The organism is Pelosinus sp. IPA-1 (assembly GCF_030269905.1).
GTDB lineage: Bacteria > Bacillota > Negativicutes > DSM-13327 > DSM-13327 > Pelosinus.
The window spans coordinates 522,275-544,948 of sequence record NZ_BSVC01000004.1 but is presented as its reverse complement, the minus strand read 5'-3'; the positions used below and the strand labels follow the sequence as shown (position 1 = coordinate 544,948).

At 36.6% G+C, this 22,674-nt stretch carries 22 protein-coding genes and 1 pseudogene; 20 read left to right on the top strand and 3 right to left on the bottom strand.

The annotated features are described in order from the left end of the window. Positions 1 to 68 precede the first annotated feature (68 nt). Both ispG and QSJ81_RS12490 read left to right on the top strand, forming a co-directional pair. Complete coding sequence (gene ispG / locus QSJ81_RS12495; protein ID WP_285717704.1) at positions 69 to 1,136, top strand: flavodoxin-dependent (E)-4-hydroxy-3-methylbut-2-enyl-diphosphate synthase; 1,068 nt, start codon at positions 69 to 71, stop codon at positions 1,134 to 1,136. A 4-nt stretch (positions 1,137 to 1,140) separates the two neighbouring features. Further along, positions 1,141 to 2,844 (top strand): proline--tRNA ligase, encoded by a 1,704-nt coding sequence (locus tag QSJ81_RS12490; protein WP_285717703.1) that lies wholly within the window; start codon positions 1,141 to 1,143, stop codon positions 2,842 to 2,844. Positions 2,845 to 2,939: 95 nt separating this feature from the next. Here the strand turns inward: QSJ81_RS12490 and QSJ81_RS12485 are convergent, their stop codons facing one another. Further along, positions 2,940 to 3,278, bottom strand: a complete 339-nt coding sequence (locus tag QSJ81_RS12485) for an arsenate reductase family protein (protein WP_285717702.1) — start codon at positions 3,276 to 3,278, stop codon at positions 2,940 to 2,942. Positions 3,279 to 3,473: 195 nt separating this feature from the next. Between QSJ81_RS12485 and QSJ81_RS12480 the strand changes: the two genes are divergently transcribed. From QSJ81_RS12480 to QSJ81_RS12465, 4 genes are all read left to right on the top strand, one after another. Beyond that, complete coding sequence (locus tag QSJ81_RS12480; RefSeq protein ID WP_285717701.1) at positions 3,474 to 4,298, top strand: RMD1 family protein; 825 nt, start codon at positions 3,474 to 3,476, stop codon at positions 4,296 to 4,298. A 68-nt stretch (positions 4,299 to 4,366) separates the two neighbouring features. Further along, positions 4,367 to 4,759, top strand: coding sequence for a CoA-binding protein (locus QSJ81_RS12475; protein WP_285717700.1), 393 nt, complete (start codon positions 4,367 to 4,369; stop codon positions 4,757 to 4,759). Between the two features lie 4 nt (positions 4,760 to 4,763). Then, complete coding sequence (gene trxA, locus QSJ81_RS12470; RefSeq protein WP_285717699.1) at positions 4,764 to 5,087, top strand: thioredoxin; 324 nt, start codon at positions 4,764 to 4,766, stop codon at positions 5,085 to 5,087. A 123-nt stretch (positions 5,088 to 5,210) separates the two neighbouring features. After that, positions 5,211 to 6,458 (top strand): FeoB small GTPase domain-containing protein, encoded by a 1,248-nt coding sequence (locus QSJ81_RS12465; RefSeq protein ID WP_285717773.1) that lies wholly within the window; start codon positions 5,211 to 5,213, stop codon positions 6,456 to 6,458. Positions 6,459 to 6,462: 4 nt separating this feature from the next. On the opposite strand, the gene QSJ81_RS12460 is transcribed toward QSJ81_RS12465, so the two are convergent. Further along, entirely contained in the window at positions 6,463 to 7,914 is a 1,452-nt protein-coding gene (locus tag QSJ81_RS12460) for a recombinase family protein (protein WP_285717698.1), read from the bottom strand. 242 nt (positions 7,915 to 8,156) lie between these two features. Here QSJ81_RS12460 and QSJ81_RS12455 point away from each other — a divergent pair, with 242 nt between their 5' ends. The 4 genes from QSJ81_RS12455 (at position 8,157) to QSJ81_RS12440 (ending at position 10,384) form a co-directional block, all read left to right on the top strand. After that, a complete protein-coding gene (locus tag QSJ81_RS12455) occupies positions 8,157 to 8,969 on the top strand; it encodes a YitT family protein (protein ID WP_285717772.1) in 813 nt (270 codons plus the stop codon). Positions 8,970 to 9,198: 229 nt separating this feature from the next. Further along, positions 9,199 to 9,327, top strand: a complete 129-nt coding sequence (locus tag QSJ81_RS12450) for a hypothetical protein (protein ID WP_285717697.1) — start codon at positions 9,199 to 9,201, stop codon at positions 9,325 to 9,327. 209 nt (positions 9,328 to 9,536) lie between these two features. Further along, complete coding sequence (locus tag QSJ81_RS12445) at positions 9,537 to 10,109, top strand: nucleoside recognition domain-containing protein (protein ID WP_352230891.1); 573 nt, start codon at positions 9,537 to 9,539, stop codon at positions 10,107 to 10,109. Between the two features lie 41 nt (positions 10,110 to 10,150). Next, positions 10,151 to 10,384, top strand: a complete 234-nt coding sequence (locus QSJ81_RS12440; RefSeq protein ID WP_285717695.1) for a FeoA family protein — start codon at positions 10,151 to 10,153, stop codon at positions 10,382 to 10,384. Positions 10,385 to 10,477: 93 nt separating this feature from the next. Here QSJ81_RS12440 and QSJ81_RS12435 read toward each other — a convergent pair whose 3' ends face one another. After that, a complete protein-coding gene (locus QSJ81_RS12435) occupies positions 10,478 to 10,681 on the bottom strand; it encodes a DUF1858 domain-containing protein (protein ID WP_285717694.1) in 204 nt (67 codons plus the stop codon). Between the two features lie 281 nt (positions 10,682 to 10,962). Here QSJ81_RS12435 and QSJ81_RS12430 point away from each other — a divergent pair, with 281 nt between their 5' ends. The 10 genes and pseudogenes from QSJ81_RS12430 (at position 10,963) to spoVE (ending at position 22,587) form a co-directional block, all read left to right on the top strand. Next, positions 10,963 to 11,778, top strand: a complete 816-nt coding sequence (locus tag QSJ81_RS12430) for a polysaccharide deacetylase family protein (protein WP_285717693.1) — start codon at positions 10,963 to 10,965, stop codon at positions 11,776 to 11,778. 167 nt (positions 11,779 to 11,945) lie between these two features. Next, entirely contained in the window at positions 11,946 to 12,377 is a 432-nt protein-coding gene (gene mraZ, locus QSJ81_RS12425) for a division/cell wall cluster transcriptional repressor MraZ (protein WP_038671262.1), read from the top strand. Positions 12,378 to 12,430: 53 nt separating this feature from the next. Further along, positions 12,431 to 13,369, top strand: a pseudogene (gene rsmH / locus QSJ81_RS12420) (16S rRNA (cytosine(1402)-N(4))-methyltransferase RsmH). A 59-nt stretch (positions 13,370 to 13,428) separates the two neighbouring features. Continuing rightward, entirely contained in the window at positions 13,429 to 13,848 is a 420-nt protein-coding gene (ftsL, locus tag QSJ81_RS12415; RefSeq protein WP_285717692.1) for a cell division protein FtsL, read from the top strand. Positions 13,849 to 13,869: 21 nt separating this feature from the next. Beyond that, positions 13,870 to 15,957 carry a stage V sporulation protein D gene (locus tag QSJ81_RS12410; RefSeq protein WP_285717691.1) on the top strand — a complete coding sequence of 696 codons (2,088 nt, stop codon included), beginning with the start codon at positions 13,870 to 13,872 and terminating at the stop codon, positions 15,955 to 15,957. Between the two features lie 213 nt (positions 15,958 to 16,170). Further along, on the top strand, positions 16,171 to 17,664 hold the full coding sequence (locus QSJ81_RS12405) for a UDP-N-acetylmuramoyl-L-alanyl-D-glutamate--2,6-diaminopimelate ligase (protein ID WP_285717690.1): 1,494 nt from the start codon (positions 16,171 to 16,173) through the stop codon (positions 17,662 to 17,664). Next, the gene (locus QSJ81_RS12400) at positions 17,664 to 19,022 is read left to right on the top strand and encodes a UDP-N-acetylmuramoyl-tripeptide--D-alanyl-D-alanine ligase (protein WP_285717689.1); all 1,359 of its coding nucleotides are present in this window, start codon (positions 17,664 to 17,666) and stop codon (positions 19,020 to 19,022) included. The genes QSJ81_RS12405 and QSJ81_RS12400 overlap by 1 nt, the downstream gene beginning before the upstream one ends. Before the next feature lie 86 nt (positions 19,023 to 19,108). Then, positions 19,109 to 20,083: a phospho-N-acetylmuramoyl-pentapeptide-transferase gene (gene mraY, locus QSJ81_RS12395; RefSeq protein WP_285717688.1), complete on the top strand. Its 975-nt coding sequence runs from the start codon at positions 19,109 to 19,111 to the stop codon at positions 20,081 to 20,083. Further along, positions 20,084 to 21,439, top strand: coding sequence for a UDP-N-acetylmuramoyl-L-alanine--D-glutamate ligase (gene murD, locus QSJ81_RS12390; protein WP_285717687.1), 1,356 nt, complete (start codon positions 20,084 to 20,086; stop codon positions 21,437 to 21,439). Between the two features lie 44 nt (positions 21,440 to 21,483). Next, positions 21,484 to 22,587 (top strand): stage V sporulation protein E, encoded by a 1,104-nt coding sequence (gene spoVE / locus QSJ81_RS12385; RefSeq protein WP_285717686.1) that lies wholly within the window; start codon positions 21,484 to 21,486, stop codon positions 22,585 to 22,587. Positions 22,588 to 22,674: the final 87 nt, after the last annotated feature.

Below are 22,674 nucleotides of genomic sequence, written 5' to 3'. Positions count from 1 at the left end.
AGGTGGGTAAAAATATATCACCAGCAAAATGGGATGTTTTTTTTGCTGGTGAGAAATGGGTGAAAAGAATGCAACGGAAAAAAACGTCTCTTATACGAATTGGTAATATATTGGTTGGAGATTCAGCTCCGATATCGGTACAATCAATGACCAATACGAAAACCGACAACATAGTTGCTACGGTAGCTCAAATTGAGAGGTTAGAGCTTGTAGGATGTGATATTGTACGGTTAGCTGTACCTGATATGGCTGCTGCTATGGCTATCAAAGAGATAAAGTCAAAGGTAAAAACGCCTTTAATTGCAGATATTCATTTTGATTATCGTTTAGCTGTCGCGGCTATCGAAAATGGTATAGACGCGTTGCGAATTAATCCTGGTAATATTGGTGATGTAGAGCATGTTGCCATTATTGTCAAAGAAGCAAAAAAAAGGCGCATTCCAATTCGTATTGGTGTAAATGCAGGCTCTTTAGAAAAAAGCATTTTAGAAGAATGCGGTGGTCACCCCACTCCTGCGGGTATGGTGAAGAGCGCACTGCAACACATTGCTATTTTAGAAAAGTTAGATTTTCGCGATATTAAAATATCTTTAAAAGCAAATGATGTTCCAACTACGATAAAAGCGTATCAATTAATGTCTGAAGTAGTTGATTATCCATTACACTTAGGGATTACAGAGGCGGGAACCATAAAATCAGGCATTGTTAAATCAGCTGTAGGAATTGGTGCTTTATTAGCACAAGGTATAGGGGATACTATTCGTGTTTCTTTAACAGGTGATCCTGTAGAAGAAGTAAAGGTTGCAAATGAAATTTTAAAGTCATTAGGCTTAAAAGAGTATGGTCCAACCTTGATATCCTGCCCGACTTGTGGTCGTTGTAATATTGACTTAGCGGCAATTGCGGAACAAGTGGAACAAAAATTGAGTAATGTACGTAAACCCTTTAAAGTTGCAGTAATGGGATGCGTTGTGAATGGGCCAGGTGAGGCTAAGGAAGCCGATATTGGAATTGCTGGTGGTAAAGGACAAGGCTTAGTATTTCGCAAAGGCGAAATACTAAAAAAAGTCCCTGAAGATCAACTAATTACAGCATTATTTTCAGAAATTGACAAACTCATTGAGGAGGAAAAATAAAACTATGCGTGTATCACAATTATATGCTCCAACATTAAGAGAAACCCCAGCAGAGGCCGAGGTGGTCAGTCATCAGCTTATGTTACGGGCTGGCATGATTCGTAAAGCAGCTGGTGGAATATATACTTATATGCCTCTAGCGTTACGCGTACTTAGAAAGATTGAAACAATCGTGCGTCAGGAGATGGATGGTAAGGGCGGTCAAGAGTTATTAATGCCGATTATACAACCTGCCGAAATGTGGCAGGAAACTGGACGTTGGGATGTCTATGGTGATGAGATGTTTAGACTAAAGGATCGTCATAATCGTAATTTTTGTCTGGGGCCTACTCACGAAGAAATGATTACTACCTTAGTCCGGTCAGATGTTCGATCTTATCGCCAGTTACCTTTAAAATTATATCAAATACAAAATAAGTATCGTGATGAACGTCGTCCTCGTTTTGGTCTTATGCGTGGTCGTGAATTTATCATGAAAGATTTATACTCTTTTGATAAAGATGAAGAGGGGCTTACTAATAGTTATGATCAAATGTATGACGCTTATAGTAACATATTTAGTCGTTGCGGATTAACTTTTAGGGCTGTAGAAGCAGACGGTGGGGCCATAGGTGGCAGTAAAACCCATGAATTTATGGTAATAGCAGATTCAGGAGAAGCTGCTATTGTATATTGTCCATCTTGTAATTATGCGGCAAATGTTGAAAAAGCAGAATTGAAACCAATTGTAATGCCAGAAGAAGAGTTACAAAGTTTAACCATTACGGACACGCCAGGAACTAAGTCAATAGAGTCTGTCACAGCCTTACTTGGGATTTCTGCAGATAAGACGATTAAGACACTTGTATATAATACGGACAAAGGCGTTGTCATGGCCTTGGTACGTGGGGATCACGAAGTGAATGAGATTAAACTGCAAAATATAGTTGATTGCTTAACTATAGAATTGGCAGATGAAAAAACAATAGTTGAGGATCTTGGAAGTACTCCAGGATTTATTGGCCCTGTAGGCATAAAATGTCCTATTATTGTTGCAGATCCTACTGTTATGAATTTATACAATGGGGTATGTGGAGCGAATACTCCTAATCAACATTACCGTAATGTAAATGCGAAACGTGATTTTTCTCCAACAATAGTTACAGATATTCGTTTAATTCAGGAGAATGATCCATGCCCTCATTGTGATGTAGCTGTCAAAACTGCAAGAGGTATTGAAGTAGGTCAGGTGTTTAAACTTCATACTAAATATAGCGAGGCTTTAAAGGCGACATACCTAGATGAAAATGGTAGAGAAAAACCAATGGTTATGGGATGCTATGGTATTGGAGTAAGTCGTACTATGGCTGCTACAATTGAGCAAAATAATGATGAATATGGTATTGTTTGGCCAGTTGCGATTGCACCATATCATGTGGTAATAGTTCCTATTAGTCCTAAAGATGAGGCGCAAATGTCTTTATCTAATAAAATATATCAAGATTTAAATGCATCTGGCGTTGAAGCTGTTTTTGATGATCGCAACGAGCGCCCCGGAGTAAAATTTAAAGATGCTGATCTGATTGGATATCCTTTAAAAGTAACTGTCGGTCCGAAAACAATCAATGAAAATCTAATTGAAGTTAAAGTGCGACGTACTGGAGAAGTCTTCTATTTTGATGTAAATAATTATTTAAATGAGATAAAAGATCTATTAGCTAGATTATAAATAAAAAGCTATCTTCAGGCACAAAGGAGCTTTAGATAAGTTCCTTTGTGTAAAGGTAGCAACGGTGTTTTATTTGGTTGGGAGTTTATTATCTATTAATCCTGCCATTGTTTCCAGCTGTCAGGGCAATAGCCGACAGTTGCGCCTATTGGTGCATTTCTGACAATCGGGGTCTTGAATAATAAAGGATTATTTAATAGTATGTCCTCTGTATTGTGAACAATGTATTTTAAGTTACTTGCTTGATACTCCTTACTTGTTGTATTAATAAGCTCTCTTATATTAATAAACCGCTGTATACTGGTTAACTCTCCCTTACTAAGTCCTTTTATTGTTAAGTCAATGAATTGATAAGGGATTTTTCTTTCTTTGAAGTACCGCTCTGCTTTTCGAGTATCTTGACATTTTTTTGTACCAAAGATTTGAATATTCATAAAGTGACCCTCTTTTCTAGTAGTATCTCTTATAAAATATCTCAATCGATAGATAAAAGCAATTAAATTGCAAAAAACAGTAATGTTAATTTTTTAGAGAGAGAGCAATGTCCTCTAGTGCTTGGCATTAGCCAAGTCTTTTAATATGAGCCGAGCTTAAAGATATTTTATTAGCTTACATGGAGAGTGAAACAATTGGTTGAAACAGAGTTTAAAGCCATTGTATTAGGGAACGAGATGAACTTGAATAAAATTTCCCAGCATTTTGGCAGTAATCGTAAATTGAAATGGGAAGAGTATTTAATCCTCAAAGGAAGCGAATTACAAGGTATTGTTCGTGAGATCGAAGAGAAAAGGGTTTATCTTTTTCATTTTGGTAGTATTGTCTTTTTAAATTTTCAACACCACGAAATAATGGACGTAATTAATTACCTGAAAAATATAGAAGTTGGTATAAATGACTCAAATCCGTTTAAATATGTTGATGAGTATAAAATAGAAAATAATCCAGATAGTGAATATGCTATTAATAATGATTATATGGTAACAGAAGAGCAAGCTGAGTACCAATTTGACATTGTTTCGACTATATTGGCAAAGTCAGTAGCATTAGAAAAAATTGAAATGGAAATATCCCGTGTATTAGATGAAATAGAAGATGTTGTTAATAGTTTGCATAAAGGGGAATTAGCAGTTTCCGATGAGAAATTAGCAAAATTGTCAGCGAGCATTTTAGAGTTCAAATTGAGTACTATTTCCTATATCATGTTATTGGATAAACCTGCGATAACTTGGAATAATGAAAAAGCGGGTGAATTATTTAATGAACTTGCAACCTTATTTGAGTTGGCAGATCGTTATGAGAAACTTCGTCATAAAATAGATACATTGATGGATATTACAGAGGTCTTTTCAGGACTAGCTCATGCCAAAAGAGGGACTCGTTTGGAATGGGCGGTTATTATTCTAATTGGTATTGAAATTTGCCTATCTCTGGTTACTTTGTTTTTTAATCTATAATGAAATGTTGACCTAAAATATATAGGGGAATATAATGTAACTAAAGTGAATATAAGGGAGGAACATACTTGAGCACTATTGATACTATGTTAAATTTGAAAACTTGGGCAGTTGTGGGAGCTACAGATAATAAAGAAAAATTTGGATATAAAATTTTTAAAGTCATGTTAGATGCAGGATTAGAGGTATATCCTATTAATCCAGGTGTAAGTGAGATATTAGGACAAAAATGCTATTCTGCTTTAAAGGACTTACCTAAAAAACCAGATGCGGTAGATGTGGTAGTGCCAGCAAAAGTGGGGGAAGCTATTATGCGTGAATGTGCTGAACTTGGTATACAAAATGTTTGGCTGCAACCAGGTGCTGATGCAAAGCAGGTCATTCAAGTTGCCGAGGAATTAGGACTTACAGTGGTACATCATGCTTGTATTATGGTAGAGCTTAGAAAAAAGGAGGCATAACATAATGTCGAATGTAACTATAGTAAATGAAGAAAATTTTCAAAGGGAAGTAGTAGAGTCTGATTTACCTGTATTAGTCGATTTTTGGGCTCCTTGGTGTGGGCATTGTACTAAGTTAGCGCCCGTTTTTGATGAGTTAGCGGCTGATATGAGTAGCAAGGTAAAATTCGTAAAGATTAGTGTGGATGAAAACAAGGCTGTGGCACAAAAGTATAGTGTAATGAGCTTACCAACTATGATTCTAATGAAAAAAGGTGAAAAGGTTGAAAAGCTAATGGGCTTTATGCCAAAATCAGCTATTAGCGACAAAATTACACCTTTGCTATAAGAAAAACAACCATATAACAGCGTAGCTGTTGTATGGTTGTTTTTTTTGTTCTAATTATGTTGCTTTTTGAATAGGAAAATAGCAATATAATTTTTAGTGGTGGAGGGAAGATGATTGGCAAAAGTGGTGTTAGTGGGTCCACCTAATGTAGGTAAAAGTGTAATCTTTAATTATTTAACAGGACAGTATGTGGCTGTATCTAATTATCCGGGAACCACTGTTGATGTTTCTTCTGGATATTGTAAAATAAATGGTAGAATGTATGAAATTATAGATACTCCAGGTATGTACTCCTTCATAACAATTACGGATGAAGAAAGAGTAACTAGGTCTATATTATTGCAAGAAAAGCCAGATATTGTCGTGCACGTAATGGACGCTAAGAATATTCGCAGGATGTTAAATCTAACAATACAGCTCTTAGATATGGGGTTCCCCGTGGTAGTAGTTGTTAATTTAATGGATGAAGCTGAAAAAAAGGGTATTGTTCTTGATATTGGGCATCTTAGTAGAATACTAGGAATTCCGGTAATCCCAGCGTCAGCGATAAATGGCATTGGATTGGAGATCCTAAAAAAAGAAATTGGGCAATATCGTCCAGTACAGTCGTGCTTTCATATGAAATTTACTAATACCATTGAACAATCTATTATGCTAATTAGTAATCAATTAAAGGAAGGGTATGGCATATCACCTCGTATGGTAGCTCTTTTGCTGATACAGGGAGATAAAGTGTTTTACCAACTAGCTTCTGGTAGGGAGCCTTTATTTTGTGAGATGATTACCGAAATAAAGAAATTAGGTGATTGTTACCAATATGGCATGGAATACGTAATAGCGATAGAGCGCCAAAAAATCGTTGATAGTATATGTGATAAGGTTTTAAAAGAACGGGGAATATATCAACAAGGAACTGGTGAAAAACTGGGGCGTTTAACGAGGGAACCTGCAACTGGGTTACCCATTTTAAGTTTAGTATTATTTTTTGGAATATATCAATTTGTCGGAAGGTTTGGAGCAGGTTTTTTAGTGGATTATATTGATAATAGTATTTTTGTGCCCTATATTAATCCTCTCGTACAGTTATTTGTATATCAATCCATTCCTTGGGAATGGATGCAGTCATTAGTAGTAGGTAAGTATGGATTATTCACGTTAGGTTTTCGCTATGCATTTATTATCATATTACCAATTGTTAGTACTTTTTTCTTCGTATTTGCAATTCTTGAAGACAGTGGATACTTGCCGCGTTTAGCAATGTTAATGGATATTATATTTAAGAAATTGAGTCTTAATGGTCGAGCTGTTATTCCTTTTGCATTGGGACTTGGATGTGGAACAATGGCAGTTATGGTCACACGTGAAAGATAAAAGATTATATTTTAAATCGTATTCTTACTGGTTTCTGACGATTATCAACTAATACTTTCCAACCTAAGTTTTCGAAAATGGCACGGCGTTCTGCGAAGGATGTTGCTGCTAGAATCTCTTCAGGAGTTTTAGTAAGTCCTTTTTTAGTTTTAGAAGATAGTTTACTGATAGAAGAAAAGGTAGTTTGCAGTTCTTTTTTTAGAAACTGTAGTTCTTTTTCAGCGTCGTCGGGAGATAAAATATTATCATTAAACCAACGTAGTATAGTTGTCTGTTTCTTTTTAAGTTGATTGTGATAGTCTTTAAGATTAGTTAGTTGTGCTGTATTATCGAGGACTATTTCTTGCCGCAAGATTGAGGTAAGTTCTTTTTGACTGTAGGTAATCCTGCAGAGATGCTTCCAGATTAGATTATCAAGCTCTAAAGCAGAAATAGCAGGGTTACCACAAGGGGTTAATGATTTATCGGTTCCTCCAGAATGACATTTATACCAAGTATATTCTTTACCAGAAGAGTAGTTCTTATGATGGGCAGATATACCATAGCCGCAAACTGCACATTGAATAAAATTGCGTAAAAGATACTGTTGCTTTGTATTACGTGGACTTTTGCGCTTGTTTTCCGATAGAATTTGCCGTACAGTTTGATATTCAACTGATGTAATAATTGGAGAAATTGGAATGGGAATCCATTCTTCTTGCGGTCTTACTATTTTTTGACGTCTATATTGACTAATTTTCTTATCATATATATTAAATGACCATTTTATACCCGCATATTTTTCATCAGTTAAAATCCGATAAATCATAGAAAGAGTAAAAGGGCTATTTTTTCGATTGTAAATGTTTTGCTGTTTAAGAAAAAGTGCAATATCTTTTATGGTATGTTTTCGACTGAGATATAAATCATAAATCATTTTAACAATGGCAGCTTCCTTCTGATTAATGATGTAGGTACTATTTTCCTCGTCCCAATCATATCCGTAAGCATGGCCATTTTGTATCATTTTACCATTCCGGGCTTTTGCGCGTTTACCCCGTAGCGTACGTTCACGAATCTTGGCTTTTTCGAAGGCGCTGATCGCACCACGAATTGAGAAAAAGAGACGTCCCTCAGGCGAAGCATCATAGCTGCCAGTTACAAAGTGTAGCGCTGCACCAGCTTTTTCAATCTCATCAGCTAAAAGCAACTGGTTGGTTAAGTTACGACTAAGGCGGTCTGGGTCATATATTATGACGTCTTGTATTAGTTTAGCTCTTAGATCTTCCCTTAAACGGTCAAGAGCAGGTCTTTCCAAGTACTCTCCACTATAACCATCATCAATATATTCAAAACTTCTAGATGTTTCTAGGCCAAGCTCAAGCACATGTTCGCGACAAGTACGTATTTGATCACCAATTGAATATCCTGTTTCTGCCTGAAGGTCAGTACTTACACGACAGTAAAGAGCATTCATAATATCCTCCATAAAACGTTAGTTAATCTATGAATAAAATATATTCAATTCGAAAATTCTTAGAAATAGTTTCATGAACATCATGAGGATTATTTTGGAGCGGATGTAAAATATTAAAAGGGGAAAAAAAATTTTTATAGAATTTAACTTAAAAGGAATAGTAAAATTCATGCAGGAGGGGGAGAAGTCTCGTATTGCAAAAGAAGAAAAAAATAATTATATCCACGATAAAAAAATACATAATGCTTTTAATCGGCTCTATTTTTACTGCCATTGGACTAGAAGAATTTTTAGTTCCTAACCAAATCATTGATGGCGGTATTGTAGGAATATCTATTATGGCAAGTCATTTGACTGGCATGCCATTAAGTCTGTTCTTGGTGCTGTTAAACCTACCTTTTTTATACTTGGGATATACGCAAATTGGAAAAACATTTGCCATTTCAACTATTTTTTCAATTTTATCTTTATCCTACTGGGTCTCAATATTTCATCCCATTACAGAAGTTACTAGAGATCTATTTTTATCGGCTACTTTTGGAGGAATCGTCGTTGGAATCGGTGTCGGCATAATTATCAGGTATGGGGGATCTTTAGATGGCACGGAGATAGTCGCTATTTTGCTAGGGAAAAAATCAGGATTTTCTATTGGTGAAATCGTTATGTTTTTTAATCTTTTTATTTTGTGCAGTGCGGGTTTCGTTTTTAGCTGGGATAAAGCCATGTATTCCTTAGTAGCGTACTTTATTGCTTTTAAAGTGATTGACATAACGATTGAAGGGTTAGATGAATCGAAAGGAATTCTAATTGTTACAGAAGCTCCTGACGAAATTGCAGATGCGCTAATGGCTCGTTTAGGGAGAGGTGTAACTATTTTTCATGGTGAAGGCGGTTATTCGGGAGAATCTAAAAAAATTCTCTATTCCGTCATTACACGTCTTGAAATAGCCAAACTCAAAACGATTGTGCAAGAAAAAGATGAAACTGCTTTTGTTACAGTAACGGATGTGCATGATGTCATGGGCGGCAGAGTCAAAAAGAAGTCAATTCATTAATGTCAAAAGTATGAATGTTCCATAAAACGTGAAGTTAAATAAAAAAGGAGACACGGCTCTATTTGATAGAGCCGTGTCTTCCTTTGGAATAATGTAGGCAATTTAAATTTTCTTAGTGCGGCAAAACGGTAATAGTACAAAATAATTTTTATAACCTATTTACTGAATGCTTATTTTTTTGTAGCAATATGGACAAATCTTAAGCATATATAGTAATGGGGGGATTAAGATGGAAGTAATTTTTGAATATGAGATAGATGGAAGGATATATTCCGAAGATGAAACACCAAAAGAATTTATTGATGACTTGTTAAATGCTTTAAAGCCATTCTTTATTCCGCAAAAACAAAGCGAATAAATTCAGACTCGGCTTAACGTGGACAAGGTTTATATCATGCGTCAAGTAATAAGAGTAAGACTTGGTGCGTTTGTTTTTCGCGTGTTGTAACTCGAACATTGGAAACACGCCGCGAAAGAATTCTATCAACCTTCTTACTTGCTTTAACAATACCCTGTTCCGCACAATTAGGCGTTATTTTAGCACTATTATCTGATTCTTCTTTATCAGTGGTAATATGGGGAGTCTATATGCTAGTCATTTTCACGAGTATTGGATGGCTGTCTGGGAAGTTAATGCCTGGAACTAGTAGTGCTTTTTATATGGAAATACCACCACTACGTCTTCCAAAATTATCGAATGTTTTTCACAAGGCGTTCATCCGCATGTGGTGGTATTTTGTGGAAATACTGCCAGTTTTCCTCATAACGAGTTTTATTATGTGGTGTGGAGACCGATATGGAGTTTTATCTTATATTATAAGTCAACTAGAGCCTATTATGGTATTACTAGGCTTGCCAATAGAAACCGCGCAGCCGTTCTTATTAGGATTTTTCCGAAGAGACTATGGGGCTGCTGGGCTATATGAGATGTGTGCTACGAATCGCCTAAGTAAAGAACAACTATTGATTGCTAGTACGACATTAACATTATTTGTACCATGTGTAGCGCAAGTTGCGGTAATGATAAAGGAAAGAGGAGTATTTATCTCCATGTTAATGCTATTAACTATCATTTTTTTAGCTTTTATTGGCGGATTCGTACTATCTCACTTACTATATTATTGGTCAATTAGCTTATAGCAAGAATTGCCTTTAATGGCTATTTGCAAGGAGATGAAGATATGATGAAACCTGTACCCATTGTAAGGCTTAAGAAAGGGAATATGGTACGTGTTGTAAGGCTTTTACTAAGTAGCGAAGATAGTCATTTACGAAAAATGGCTGCCTTTGGAATCTTACCGGGGGTGCTGATTAAGATTTTACAAACCTATCCTGTTTTTGTATTGGAAGTAGGATATACACAAATTGCTTTAGATTTTGAAATTGCAAAAAATATTATTGTGACATTAGAATAAGGCTTAAGGAGTAGCGACGGAAATTAAGTATAGAGTTACATAAAAAAACTTGGCAAAATGCCAAGTTTTTTATGTAACTTATTAGTAAGACGACTAAGAATTAGATTCTACTGCTTCATTTAAAGCAGCCATAAGTACAGTTATATCGATCCCGTGGGCTGAGGCTCCTTGTTCGATATTTTCAAATCGTGCAGCAGAGCAGCCGAAACATCCCATACCATGATTACGGAATACAGAAACAGTTTGTGGATATTTCTCTACTACCTCTAAAATACTCATTTTTTCAGTAATAAGCATCAAAAAACCTCCTAATTATTTATAGTAACTACGATTACTATAGCATAGTAGCTCTTAATTGTCATTCTTTGTAAGGAAGGACAATTGGCTACGTTTTGCAATATTCAAGGCTAAAGTTAAGAAAATACGGAAGAAATTATTATTAGCTATTGTAATCAAAAACTGAAATGTTATACTAAGTTAGAATCGTATTTATTTTAGAGGGAAGGTAGAAAATTGTAGTAAATTAATGGATTTTTTAAGAAAATTATCCTGTATAAGGAGATGGTAAAAGAATTACTATGAATAAACGAAAGACATATATTACATTGGGAATTATACTATTTTTTTTCTGTATATCACTTTTAAAATTTGATTCTACTTCGGTTGTGGCTAGTTATAATGAAAGCAACCCAATTAATCTTCAGAATATACCTATTTTGAATTATCACAAAGTAGACATATTAAATCATGCGTTGTCTGTTTCGCCTCAAGAATTTGAAGAGCAGATGGAATATCTATATAAAAATGGTTACCATACTATTACACCGGATCAGCTAATGGCATATTTAAAGTCTTGCAAAGAATTGCCAGATAAACCTATTTTGATTACTTTTGATGATGGTTATCTTGATAATTATACAAATGCGTATCCAATTTTGAAAAAATATGGTTTTACCGCTACGATCTTTCTAGTAACGAATTTAATTAATCATGATGATCGATTTATGACTTGGGACCAGGTTAGAGAGATGCAAAAGAGTGGTATTGTCTTTGGTTCTCACACTGCAAATCATAAATCTCTTACGACCCTTAGTAAGGAACAAATTATGAGTGAACTAAGTGAGTCTCGAGATGAATTGACTCGTCAATTGGGGAAACCACCAAAGTATTTTGCATATCCAACTGGTACCTATAACGCAGAAATTGAAGAAATGGTTAGGGCTAATAAATATAAGGCAGCATTTACGATTGAATATGGTCAAGTTGGTGCTGATAGTGATTTATATTCATTACAACGTATTCCTATTTTTAAGGGACAAAAAACCTTTCGAAGCTTTTTTATTCGCCTAAATGGTGCACCTATCTTAGAAGAGTTAGGACTAATTAAAAGTTAAATAGGTTCAGGACAAAGGGCCCTATTGATGGGCCCTTTGTCGTTTAATTAAAAATAATTAAAATCCTTCAAGAATTAGGAAGGATTTTTTTTTGTTAAAATAGAACACTAAAAGTGGGTGATTGTGGAGCGAAGTGGTGGATTAAATAACTTGGTGGTGGTAAAATTATGTTAATGGGCGAGTACCTACATAGCATTGACGATAAGGGAAGGCTCATTTTACCTGCCAAGTTTCGTGAGGAACTGGGAGAAAGTTTTATTGTCACCAAGGGCCTTGATAATTGTTTATTCGTATATGATAGAAAAGAGTGGGCTATCCTAGAAAGTAAGTTAAAACAATTACCGTTAGCAAAACCTGAAGCTAGAGCTTTTGTTCGTTTTTTTTTCTCAGGTGGAGCAGAGATTTCATGCGATAAACAAGGAAGGGTATTATTACCGAATAATCTGAGGGAATATGCGCAACTTGATAAAGATGTGGTTGTGATTGGTGTGTCCAATCGTATTGAGATATGGGACCGGACTAAGTGGGATAATTACAACGAGCAAACCGCTCCAACAGTAGAGAAAATAGCGGAGAGTTTAGTTGATTTAGGTATATAAACGATAAAAAAAAAAGTTTTCCTATAGAGTTTAAAATGGATGGGGTGAAGGACTTGGAATTTCATCATGTAAGTGTGCTGCTAAAAGAAAGTGTAGATGCGTTAGTAACAAATCCTGAAGGTATTTATGTAGATTGTACGTTAGGTGGTAGTGGGCATGCTGAGCAAATAATAAATCAATTACATTCTTCAGGTCGATTTATTGGCATTGACCAGGATCCAGCTGCGATACAAACAGGTAAAAATAGACTAGCAAATGCTAGTTGTCAAATAGATATTGTACAAGATAATTTTCAAAACATAGGGCGTGTCTTAGATGAACTTCAAGTTAGTAAGGTAGATGGTATCTTGTTTGATTTAGGAGTGTCATCCCACCAGCTAGATATTGCTGAAAGGGGGTTCTCTTATATGCAAGATGCTCCGCTAGATATGCGCATGAATCCAAATAGCAGCTTTTCCGCTTATGATGTTGTTAATAATTATGAGGAAGAGCAGTTGGCCCAGATTATTATAGATTATGGGGAAGATCGTTGGGCAAAGAGAATTGCAAAATTTATAGTTGAGCATCGTAATGTGAAACCGATAGAAACAACTGGCGAATTAGTAGATATAATAAAAAGGGCCATTCCTGCTGCAGCGCGGCGTGATGGGCCTCATCCTGCAAAACGTACATTTCAAGCAATTCGGATTGAAGTGAATAATGAATTGGGAATCTTAAAAGAGGCATTTAATACTTCGATTGAGAGACTTGCAATAGGTGGACGATTGTGTATCATTACGTTTCATTCCTTAGAAGATTGAATTGCAAAACAAACGATGCAAAATATGGCAAAAGGTTGCATTTGTCCGAAAGAACTACCTATTTGTATGTGTACAAATAAACCAAAGATTAAGATATTAGGAAAACCTCGAATTCCATCTGAAGTAGAATTAGAAGAGAATCCACGAGCGCGAAGCGCTAAGTTGCGTGTAGCAGAAAAAGTGGCTTTATAGGTAGCGTTGTAATATCATCAGGGATTACATTGGTCTAAATTTAAGGAAGGGGAATATATATGTTAGTAAATAAAAAACAAGATTGGACTATTTATCAACAACAAGAAGTCCCATCCATTAATAAAACAAAGTTAATGAAACCCGATATTGCTTTGCGAGTTAAGTGTTTGACAACTGTTATGATAGTAGCCGTTGCTGCCTTTTTCTTAACGGTAAGTAGTGAGGCTATTATTAGATCGGGTTATGAATTAGTAAAGATGAAGTCGCAAGTTGTAAAACTGGAAAAGGAAAATGAGTTATTACAGTTAGATATTGCGAAACTAAGATCACCGCAACGGATTCAAACGATTGCTACTTCAGAACTTGGGATGGTGATGCCTCAAAGTATATACCGTGCAACTGCTTCAGAAAGCAGCAGTAAGTTGAATGCCGAAAAGGAAAAAGGTATGCTTAGTATGGTAAAAAGCAAAGGACAATAAAACTAGATGGGGGAGTGGCCATTGGCGTCATCTGCGCATGTTACTATTAGGAAAAGGGTGACTTGTCTTTTTCTATTGATTGCAGTAATTATGGTAGCACTTGGTTGTCGTCTAATGTATCTCCAATTTTATAAAAGCAATTGGTTAACAGAAAGTGCCATTGATCAGCGCGTACGAGACATTCCTGTCGAAGCTAAGCGTGGTACAATATATGATCGCAATGGTAAAGAACTCGGTGTAAGTGTGAGTACTGAGTCTATTTATGCTATACCAGCTGAAATAGTAGACGTAGAAGAGACAGCAGCCAAGTTGGCTGCTATTTTGGCGTTAGATAGACAGAAACTAACTGACAAATTGAAGAAGCGCCAAGCCTTTACATGGGTAAAGCGTAAGGTAGATAATGATATAGCCAAATCTGTCAACTTGCTTAATTTGCCAGGGATTGGATTAACGCAAGAAAATCAGCGTTATTACCCAAATGATAGCCTAGCAGCCCATATATTAGGATTTACAGGTATTGATAGTCAAGGGCTAGATGGGGTAGAATTAACCTTTGACAGTTATTTAAAAGGTCGTAGTGGCAGTATTGTCGTTGAGTATGATGCAAGGGGGCAGGAAATTCCTCATGCAACCCATCAATTTGTCAAACCGATTAACGGATATAATATTTATCTAACAATTGATCTTGTAATACAACAAATTATCGAAAGAGAACTTGAGAAGGTAATGCAAGATACAAAGGCTAAGGCAGCGACGATTATAGCCATCGAACCGAACACAGGTGAAATACTGGCGTTAGCGAACCGCCCCACCTATAATCCAAATCAATTTGCAGATTATGATCCAAAGTTATGGCGTAATATTGCTATATCCAATGCATATGAGCCTGGTTCGACCTTTAAAATTCTCACGACGACTGCAGTGCTGGGTGAGAAAATAGTATCTGCTAATGAACGTTTTTTTGATACGGGATCAGTAGAAGTTCAAGGCCGGACAATTCATTGCTGGAAAGCTGGTGGGCATGGTAGTCAATCTTTTAAGGAGGTTGTGGAGAATTCTTGTAACGTAGGTTTTGTAAATGTTGGACTTAGACTGGGAGCTGATTCTTTTTACAAATATTTTACTGCTTTTGGTTTAGGGAAACCTACGAATATAGATTTGCCAGGCGAAGCAAAAGGTATTGTTATACCGAAGTCACAGGTTAAGCCGATTAATATTGCGACAATGTCTATGGGGCAGAGTATCGCGGTAACACCGTTACAATTACTAAACGCAGTGGCAGCAGTTGCCAATGGTGGACAGCGGCTTAGACCACAAATTGTTCGAGAGGTTAGAGATAAGAATGATGAAGTAATTCGAGGATTCACACCCGATATACTAAACCAAGTTGTTGATAAGCAAACAGCACAAGAAGTTAAAGAAATTCTAGAAAGCGTTGTAGAAAACGGTACAGGTAAAAATGCTTATGTTGAGGGCTATCGAATTGCTGGTAAGACGGGAACGGCACAAAAAGTTGGAGAGGGCGGGTATATGCCAGGTAAATATGTAGCATCTTTTGCTGGATTTGCACCAGCAGATAACCCACAGATCGTTATGGTTGTAATTATTGATGAACCTGTGGGCTTGTATTATGGTGGTCAAATCGCCGCTCCTGTTTTTAATGGGATCATGAAAGATGTTTTACAATACTTAAAAATTGCGCCTAAAGTTATAGAATCCCATTCGCCTGACGATAAAGAAACTCATATTATGGTACCAAGTGTGATTAATTTGTTAGTTACGGAAGCTGCGCAAGAACTTAAAAAAGCTGGTTTAAATGCTAGAATTGAAGAATCAGGCGAACGAGTTGCAGATCAAATTCCAAAACCGGGAAGCCGTATTCCTAAAGATTCGAGTGTCTTGTTATATACCATGACACCACGTTATGGCTTGGGTGAGATTACAGTACCTGATTGTAGTGGTCAGTCATTACGTGAGGTAGCTGATATGTTGGCAGAAGTTGGTCTCAGCATTAAGCCAGTGGGAGTTGGTGTAAAAGCGACTAAACAACAACCTGCTGCTGGTAGTAAGGCGCCGCCAGGAAGTGAAATTACGGTATTCTTTGAATAACTAAAGAGACAACACTTATGTTCTGATGGTGAAGTGGGCCACAAAGATAAAAGATTCATATCACGATTGATTTGTGGTCCACTGATGCGCTATATTGAAGGTGATTTTATGGGGAATTCTTTTTGTTCAAGTTACCCGATATGGTAATCTACACATTGTTATGATAATATTGGTAACAATGGTAATAATAGTTGGAGTGTAGGAGGTAGTTACATGAAAAAGGAATTGCAAGAATTAATAGGTTTATTACCAAACGCTGTAGTACATGGTGAAACAAAACTTACGATAATGGATTTAGCTCATGATTCCCGTAAAGTAGTCGCCGGGACATTATTCATTTGTTTGCCTGGAGTAAAGACGGATGGGCACGATTATATAATGCAGGCTTTTCACCAAGGTGCAGTAGCCATATTGGTAGAAAAAGATGTTGAAAATATTCCTCCGGGTTTAACGGTAATAAAGGTTACTGATACGAGAGCAGCAATGATGACGATAGCGCCTCATTTTTTTGAATACCCAAGCCGCAAATTACGTATGATTGGGGTTACAGGTACAAATGGGAAAACAACAACTACTTATTTAATTAAAAGTATATTAAATAAGGCCGGATTTAAAGTAGGAGTAATCGGCACCATCCAAAATAGCATTGGCGACCGTATAGTACCTACTCAGAATACTACACCTGATGTAATCGATTTACAAAAACTCTTACATGAGATGGTAGCGTCTAGTATCGATTATGTAGTGATGGAAGTATCTTCTCATGCATTAGCTCTTAATAGAATCGCTGGTTGCGAATTTGATGTAGGTATTTTTACAAATATGACACGGGATCACTTAGACTTTCATGTGTCATTTGAAAATTATCTAGAAGCAAAAACAAAACTCTTTGAATTGCTTAGCATAAAGAATAGTTACAAAAAGGGAAAAACTGCTATTATAAATGCGGATGATAAGGCTGCTTCTTTTATAATAGAAAAAACGATGTGTAATACCATTACTTATGGGATTGACAACAATGTTGATCTTAAGGCACAGAATACAAATATTAAGGCATCGGGTGCTCAGTTTGATATTGTTGGCTCTTTTGGCATAATGCCATTAGAACTTAAAATTACTGGATTATTCAATGTATATAATGTATTATCTGCAGTTGGGGCAACCTTGGCAGAAGGTATAGATATTCAGGTCATAAAAGAAGCTTTAGAAGAATTCCAAAGCGTACCTGGTCGATTTGAATTAGTAGACGCAGGGCAACCATTTAGTATAATTGTAGATTATGCTCATACACCAGATGGATTAGAAAACATTTTAAAGACTGCACAGCAAATTGCTACAAAGCGTATCATAGTAGTATTTGGTTGTGGTGGTGATCGTGATAAAACAAAAAGACCGATTATGGGAGAATTAGCGGCAAAATATGGCGACATTGTAATTGCTACATCCGATAACCCTAGAACGGAAGATCCTGAAATCATTCTCGCTGAGATTGAAAATGGCATAAAGGGATCTTTAAAAGAAGGAAAAATTTATGAAAAAATTAGTGATAGGCGCCAAGCGATTGATCGTGCCTTACATTTAGCTGAATTGGATGATATAGTGATAATCGCTGGTAAGGGCCATGAAAATTATCAAATTCTCAAGGATAAAACTATTTCCTTCGATGACAAAGAAGTAGCTTCGGCAATCGTCAGGGAGATGAAATAATGGCAGAGTTTACAGTTGAAGAAATATGTTTGGCGACTGGGGGAAACCTTGTCAATTCTATAAGGCTAGTCAACTTTACTGGTGTTTCCACAGATACCCGTACTGTGAAGCAAGGCGATTTATTTATCCCCTTAGTAGGGGAAAATTTTGATGGGCATGATTTCATTGAACAAGCAATAAAGAACGGGGCAAGTGGTGTTATATTTAGTCGTAAAAATATGCTGATTTCTAAAGAAATTACGGCTATTGAGGTCGAAGATACCTTATTGGCATTGCAAAATTTAGCTCGTTTTCATCGTCAGCGCTTTACAATTCCAGTTGTAGCTATTACTGGCTCAAATGGCAAGACGACTACAAAGGATATGGCGGCAGCTGTTTTATCAAGTAAGTTTCATGTTCTTAAAACAGAAGCAAATTATAATAACGAAATTGGCTTGCCGTTAACGTTGCTACAACTTACTAAGCAACATGAAGTAGCGGTGGTAGAAATGGGTATGCGGGGTAAGGGGCAAATTCGACAATTAGCGAATATTGCATTGCCTACAATAGCTATTATCACGAATATTGGTGAAACTCATCTTGAGTTATTAGGCTCAATAGAGAATATTGCTTCAGCTAAAGCTGAATTGCTGGAGTTTATTCCTAAAAGTGGCTTATCCCTATTGAATGCCGATAATAGTTATGTAAAAAAAATGTCCAAACAAGTGAATAGTCGTGTCCAATTTTTTGGCTTAGAACAAGGGGATATAAAGGCAGAAAATATTCAGATGGGAACGCAAAATATGAAGTTTTCATGTCGTTTTGCTCATCATGAATTTCCTGTAGAGATTCCTGCAATTGGTAAACATAATGTTTATAATGGGTTAGCGGCTATCGCTCTCGGGTTAGAATTAGGGTTGAATGTTGAAGAGATTTGCGCTGGATTTAAGAACTTTAATGCAAGTCCTATGCGGCTACATATTGAAAAACTTAGCGACTATCTTGTTATTAATGACGCCTATAATGCGAGTCCAATGTCAATGGTAGCGGCGATTGACACATTGGTTGAAGTAGCTAAGGGTAGGAAGGTCGCTGTACTTGGTGATATGTTAGAATTAGGTCCGGTTGCAATAGAAGCCCATGGAAATATTGGAGATCGGTTAGCTTTTTGCCAAGTTGATATAGTTGTAACGGTAGGTGAATTGGCGACTAATATTGCGAGGCGAGCTAGTGCATGCGGTATAAAAAAGGTAGTGGCTTGTGCTAACCATAAAGAGGCACAAGAAGCGTTACAAAAACTAATTGAGCCTGGTGATACTATTTTAGTCAAGGGATCACGAGGTATGAAAATGGAGAATATTATAAAAATGTTTTCGTAAGAGGTTATATGACAATAGTATGCTCTAGTGATGTAAAGAGCAGTAAAATTAAAAAAGTTTCTTTTTAATGGTTTAGGAGGTAGATTATGCAGGAGTTGTTATACGCTTCAGCAATGGCATTCATTATAGCTTTACTAATTGGACCCATGATAATTCCTGTTCTTAGAGGATTGAAATTTGGGCAAAGCATTAGGCAGGAAGGCCCTGAAAGTCATTACGCCAAAGCGGGTACGCCGACTATGGGGGGGATTATCATTCTAATCGCCCTTATCATACCAGTTGTTATCTTTGGGGGGAAGAGTTCAGAAATTTGGTTAGCTTTGTTTGTGACCTTAGGTCATGGTTTAATTGGTTTTTTAGATGATTTTATTAAAGTGGTCTTAAAGCGTTCTTTAGGATTAAAAGCAAAACAAAAGCTTTTAGGTCAGATTATTATGGCTGTAGCGTTAGCATACATTGCTACGAATTATATGGGACGGGGTACTGATTTATGGGTGCCTTTACTGGGAATTACAGTTGACTTTGGCCCGCTGTACTATGTATTAATATTTTTGGTACTGGTGGGTACTACGAATGCTGTAAATCTTACAGATGGTCTCGATGGGTTAGCCGCTGGTACTACTACGATTGCAGCGGTAGCTTATGCCGTAATTGCTATGAGTTTTGCGAAAACTAACTTGGCTATTTTCTGTGTAGCATTAGCTGGTGCAAGCCTTGGTTTCTTAAAGTACAATGCTCATCCGGCAAAAATATTTATGGGAGATACAGGATCATTAGCCCTTGGAGGGGCATTAGCTACTGTAGCTGTTCTGACGAAAACTGAGTTACTGCTTGTTATTGTTGGTGGCGTGTTTGTACTTGAGGCCTTGTCTGTGATCATTCAAGTAATCTCCTTTAAATTAACAGGCAAGCGTGTATTCCGTATGAGTCCAATACATCATCACTTTGAACTAGCGGGCTGGTCTGAGTCGAAAGTAGTTACTGTATTTTGGTTAACAGGGGTTGTCTTTAGCGCCATTGCATTAGTTATTTTAGTTGTTAGTCAGACTGGAGGGATATAAGTGGATTTCATTGGAAAAAGAGTCCTGGTTCTTGGTGCTGGTATTAGTGGAATATCCGTTGCTTGTGTATTACAGAATCGTGGTGCACAAGTAACATTAAGTGATTCAAAACCGCAAGAATTACTAAAAAATAAGGATTTTTCGTGTATACATGAAAGTGGTGTAACACTAGCTTTAGGTAGGCAAGATGAAGGGTTATTAGAAGGTGTAGACTGGGTGGTAGTCTCACCAGGGATATCAATTAATATTCCACTAATTAAAAGTGCTAAAAGTAGAAATATAAAAGTTATGAGTGAAATTGAAGTAGCATATCAAATATGCCCTGCTCCAATTTTGGCTGTTACTGGTACCAATGGTAAGACTACTACTACTACATTGATTGGTGAAATGGTGAAAACAACAGACCGAAATGTGGTAGTTGGCGGGAATATCGGTCTGGCCCTATCGCAAGAAGTAGCAGAAGTTGGTGAAAAAGGCATTGTAGTGGCCGAAATTTCAAGTTTTCAACTAGAAGGAAGTATTGACTTTAGACCTCGGGTGGCTGCTATCTTAAATATTACTCCTGATCACCTTGATCGTCATCATTCGATGGAGAATTATATCGCCATGAAAGAACGGATTTTCGCAAATCAAACAAGTGATGATTATATCGTTTTAAATTATGATGATCTGACTGTAAGGGAAATGGCTAGTAAAGTACCTTCCAAAGTATTCTTCTTTAGTCGACAGACGGAATTAACGTCTGGAATCTTTGTTAAAGATGGCATGATCATTATAAAGTGGCAAGGGAAGAATTATGCAGTAGTTCCTGTTAGCAAAATACAGCTAAGAGGTGGACATAATATTGAAAATGTACTAGCCGCTTGTGGTGTTGCTTTTTTTGCAGGAGTTTCCTTATCAGCGATGGTAAAAACTTTAATTAATTTTACTGGGGTAGAGCATCGTATTGAAATGGTATCTACGATAAATGGTGTTACTTATTATAATGATTCTAAAGCTACGAACCCTGAGTCATCTATTAAAGCGTTAGAGGCTTTTGATAAAAACATTATATTAATTGCTGGGGGAAGGGATAAAAATACGGACCTAACTGTTTTTATGCAATTAATAAAGGAAAAAGTGGATCATTTAATTTTGTTGGGTGAAGCTAAAGAAAGGTTTGAAGAGGCAGCTATTGCACAAGGGGTTAATCAAATCCACAGTGTGACTAGTTTAGCTGCTGCTGTGCAATTAGCACAGCAAATTGCAAAAAAAACACAAGTTGTTTTACTTTCTCCCGCATGCGCTAGTTATGATATGTTTGCTAGTTATGAAGAACGTGGCAAATTATTTAAGAAATTAGTTTATGAATTATAAGATCGAGTGGCTAAATAGCATTTTACGTTAGGAGGGGAGCTCTTTTGGCGGTAAGACCTAAGTCGCCAGATTTTGTTCTGTTTTTTGCTGTTATAGCATTATTGATTTTTGGTGTTGTAATGGTTTATAGTTCGAGCGCAGTCTCAGCCTACGTTAATTTTAATGATAGTTACTATTTTTTAAAGCGCCAAATCATTTGGGTTACACTTGGTGTAATAGCCATGCTATTAACGTTAAATATGGATTATCATGTGTGGCGTAAATTAGCTACACCAATATTAATATCCACACTCATTCTTTTAATCTTAGTATTAATACCTGGACTAGGAAAAGTCGTAAATGGAGCTCGTAGATGGCTTGGATTTGGTTCATTATATTTACAGCCATCTGAAATTGCAAAATTAAGTATGGTGTTATTTTCTTCGGCTAGTTTAGCAAGGAACCAAGAGAAGATAACTGCATTTTTAAAAGGGCTTGTTCCTCAGCTATTTATATTGTTGGTTGTATTTGGCTTAATACTAAAAGAACCTGATCTTGGAACTGCTCTGGCAATCGGTGGAACAATTTTTGTGTTGTTATTTACTGCAGGTGCAAAGTTATCCCACTTGGGGTCATTAGGCAGTGTTGGTGTTGTTGGTATTATTGCGGCTATAATTCTCGAGCCGTATCGTCTCAAGAGGCTATTAGCTTTTAGTGATCCATGGTCTGACCCATTAAATACAGGGTATCATATTATTCAATCCCTATATGCTTTGGGGTCGGGTGGTTTATTTGGAGTAGGTCTTGGACGTAGCCGTGAAAAATTTCTATATTTACCTGAGCCTCATACTGATTTTATTTTTGCAATTCTTGGTGAAGAGTTGGGCTTCATCGGTACAATAACGGTAATATTATTATTCTTTTTGTTTGCATGGCGTGGATTTAAGATAGCCATTTCTGCACCTGATATTTATGGTAGCATGTTAGCAACAGGCTTAACAACTATGATTGTTATGCAAGCACTGATGAATATCTCAGTAGTTACTGCTTCGATGCCAGTTACAGGCATTCCATTACCATTTATTAGTTTTGGCGGTTCAGCATTAATTTTTACACTTATTGGGGTAGGGATATTGCTTAATATATCAAGGTACGTGCAGAACAAGTAAAGTAATAGAGGGTAATGTAAAGCGGCCCGCCGTATTACTCTAGAGCCAATCCTAAATTAATTCTTCTGACTTAAGGGGGCAAGTAAG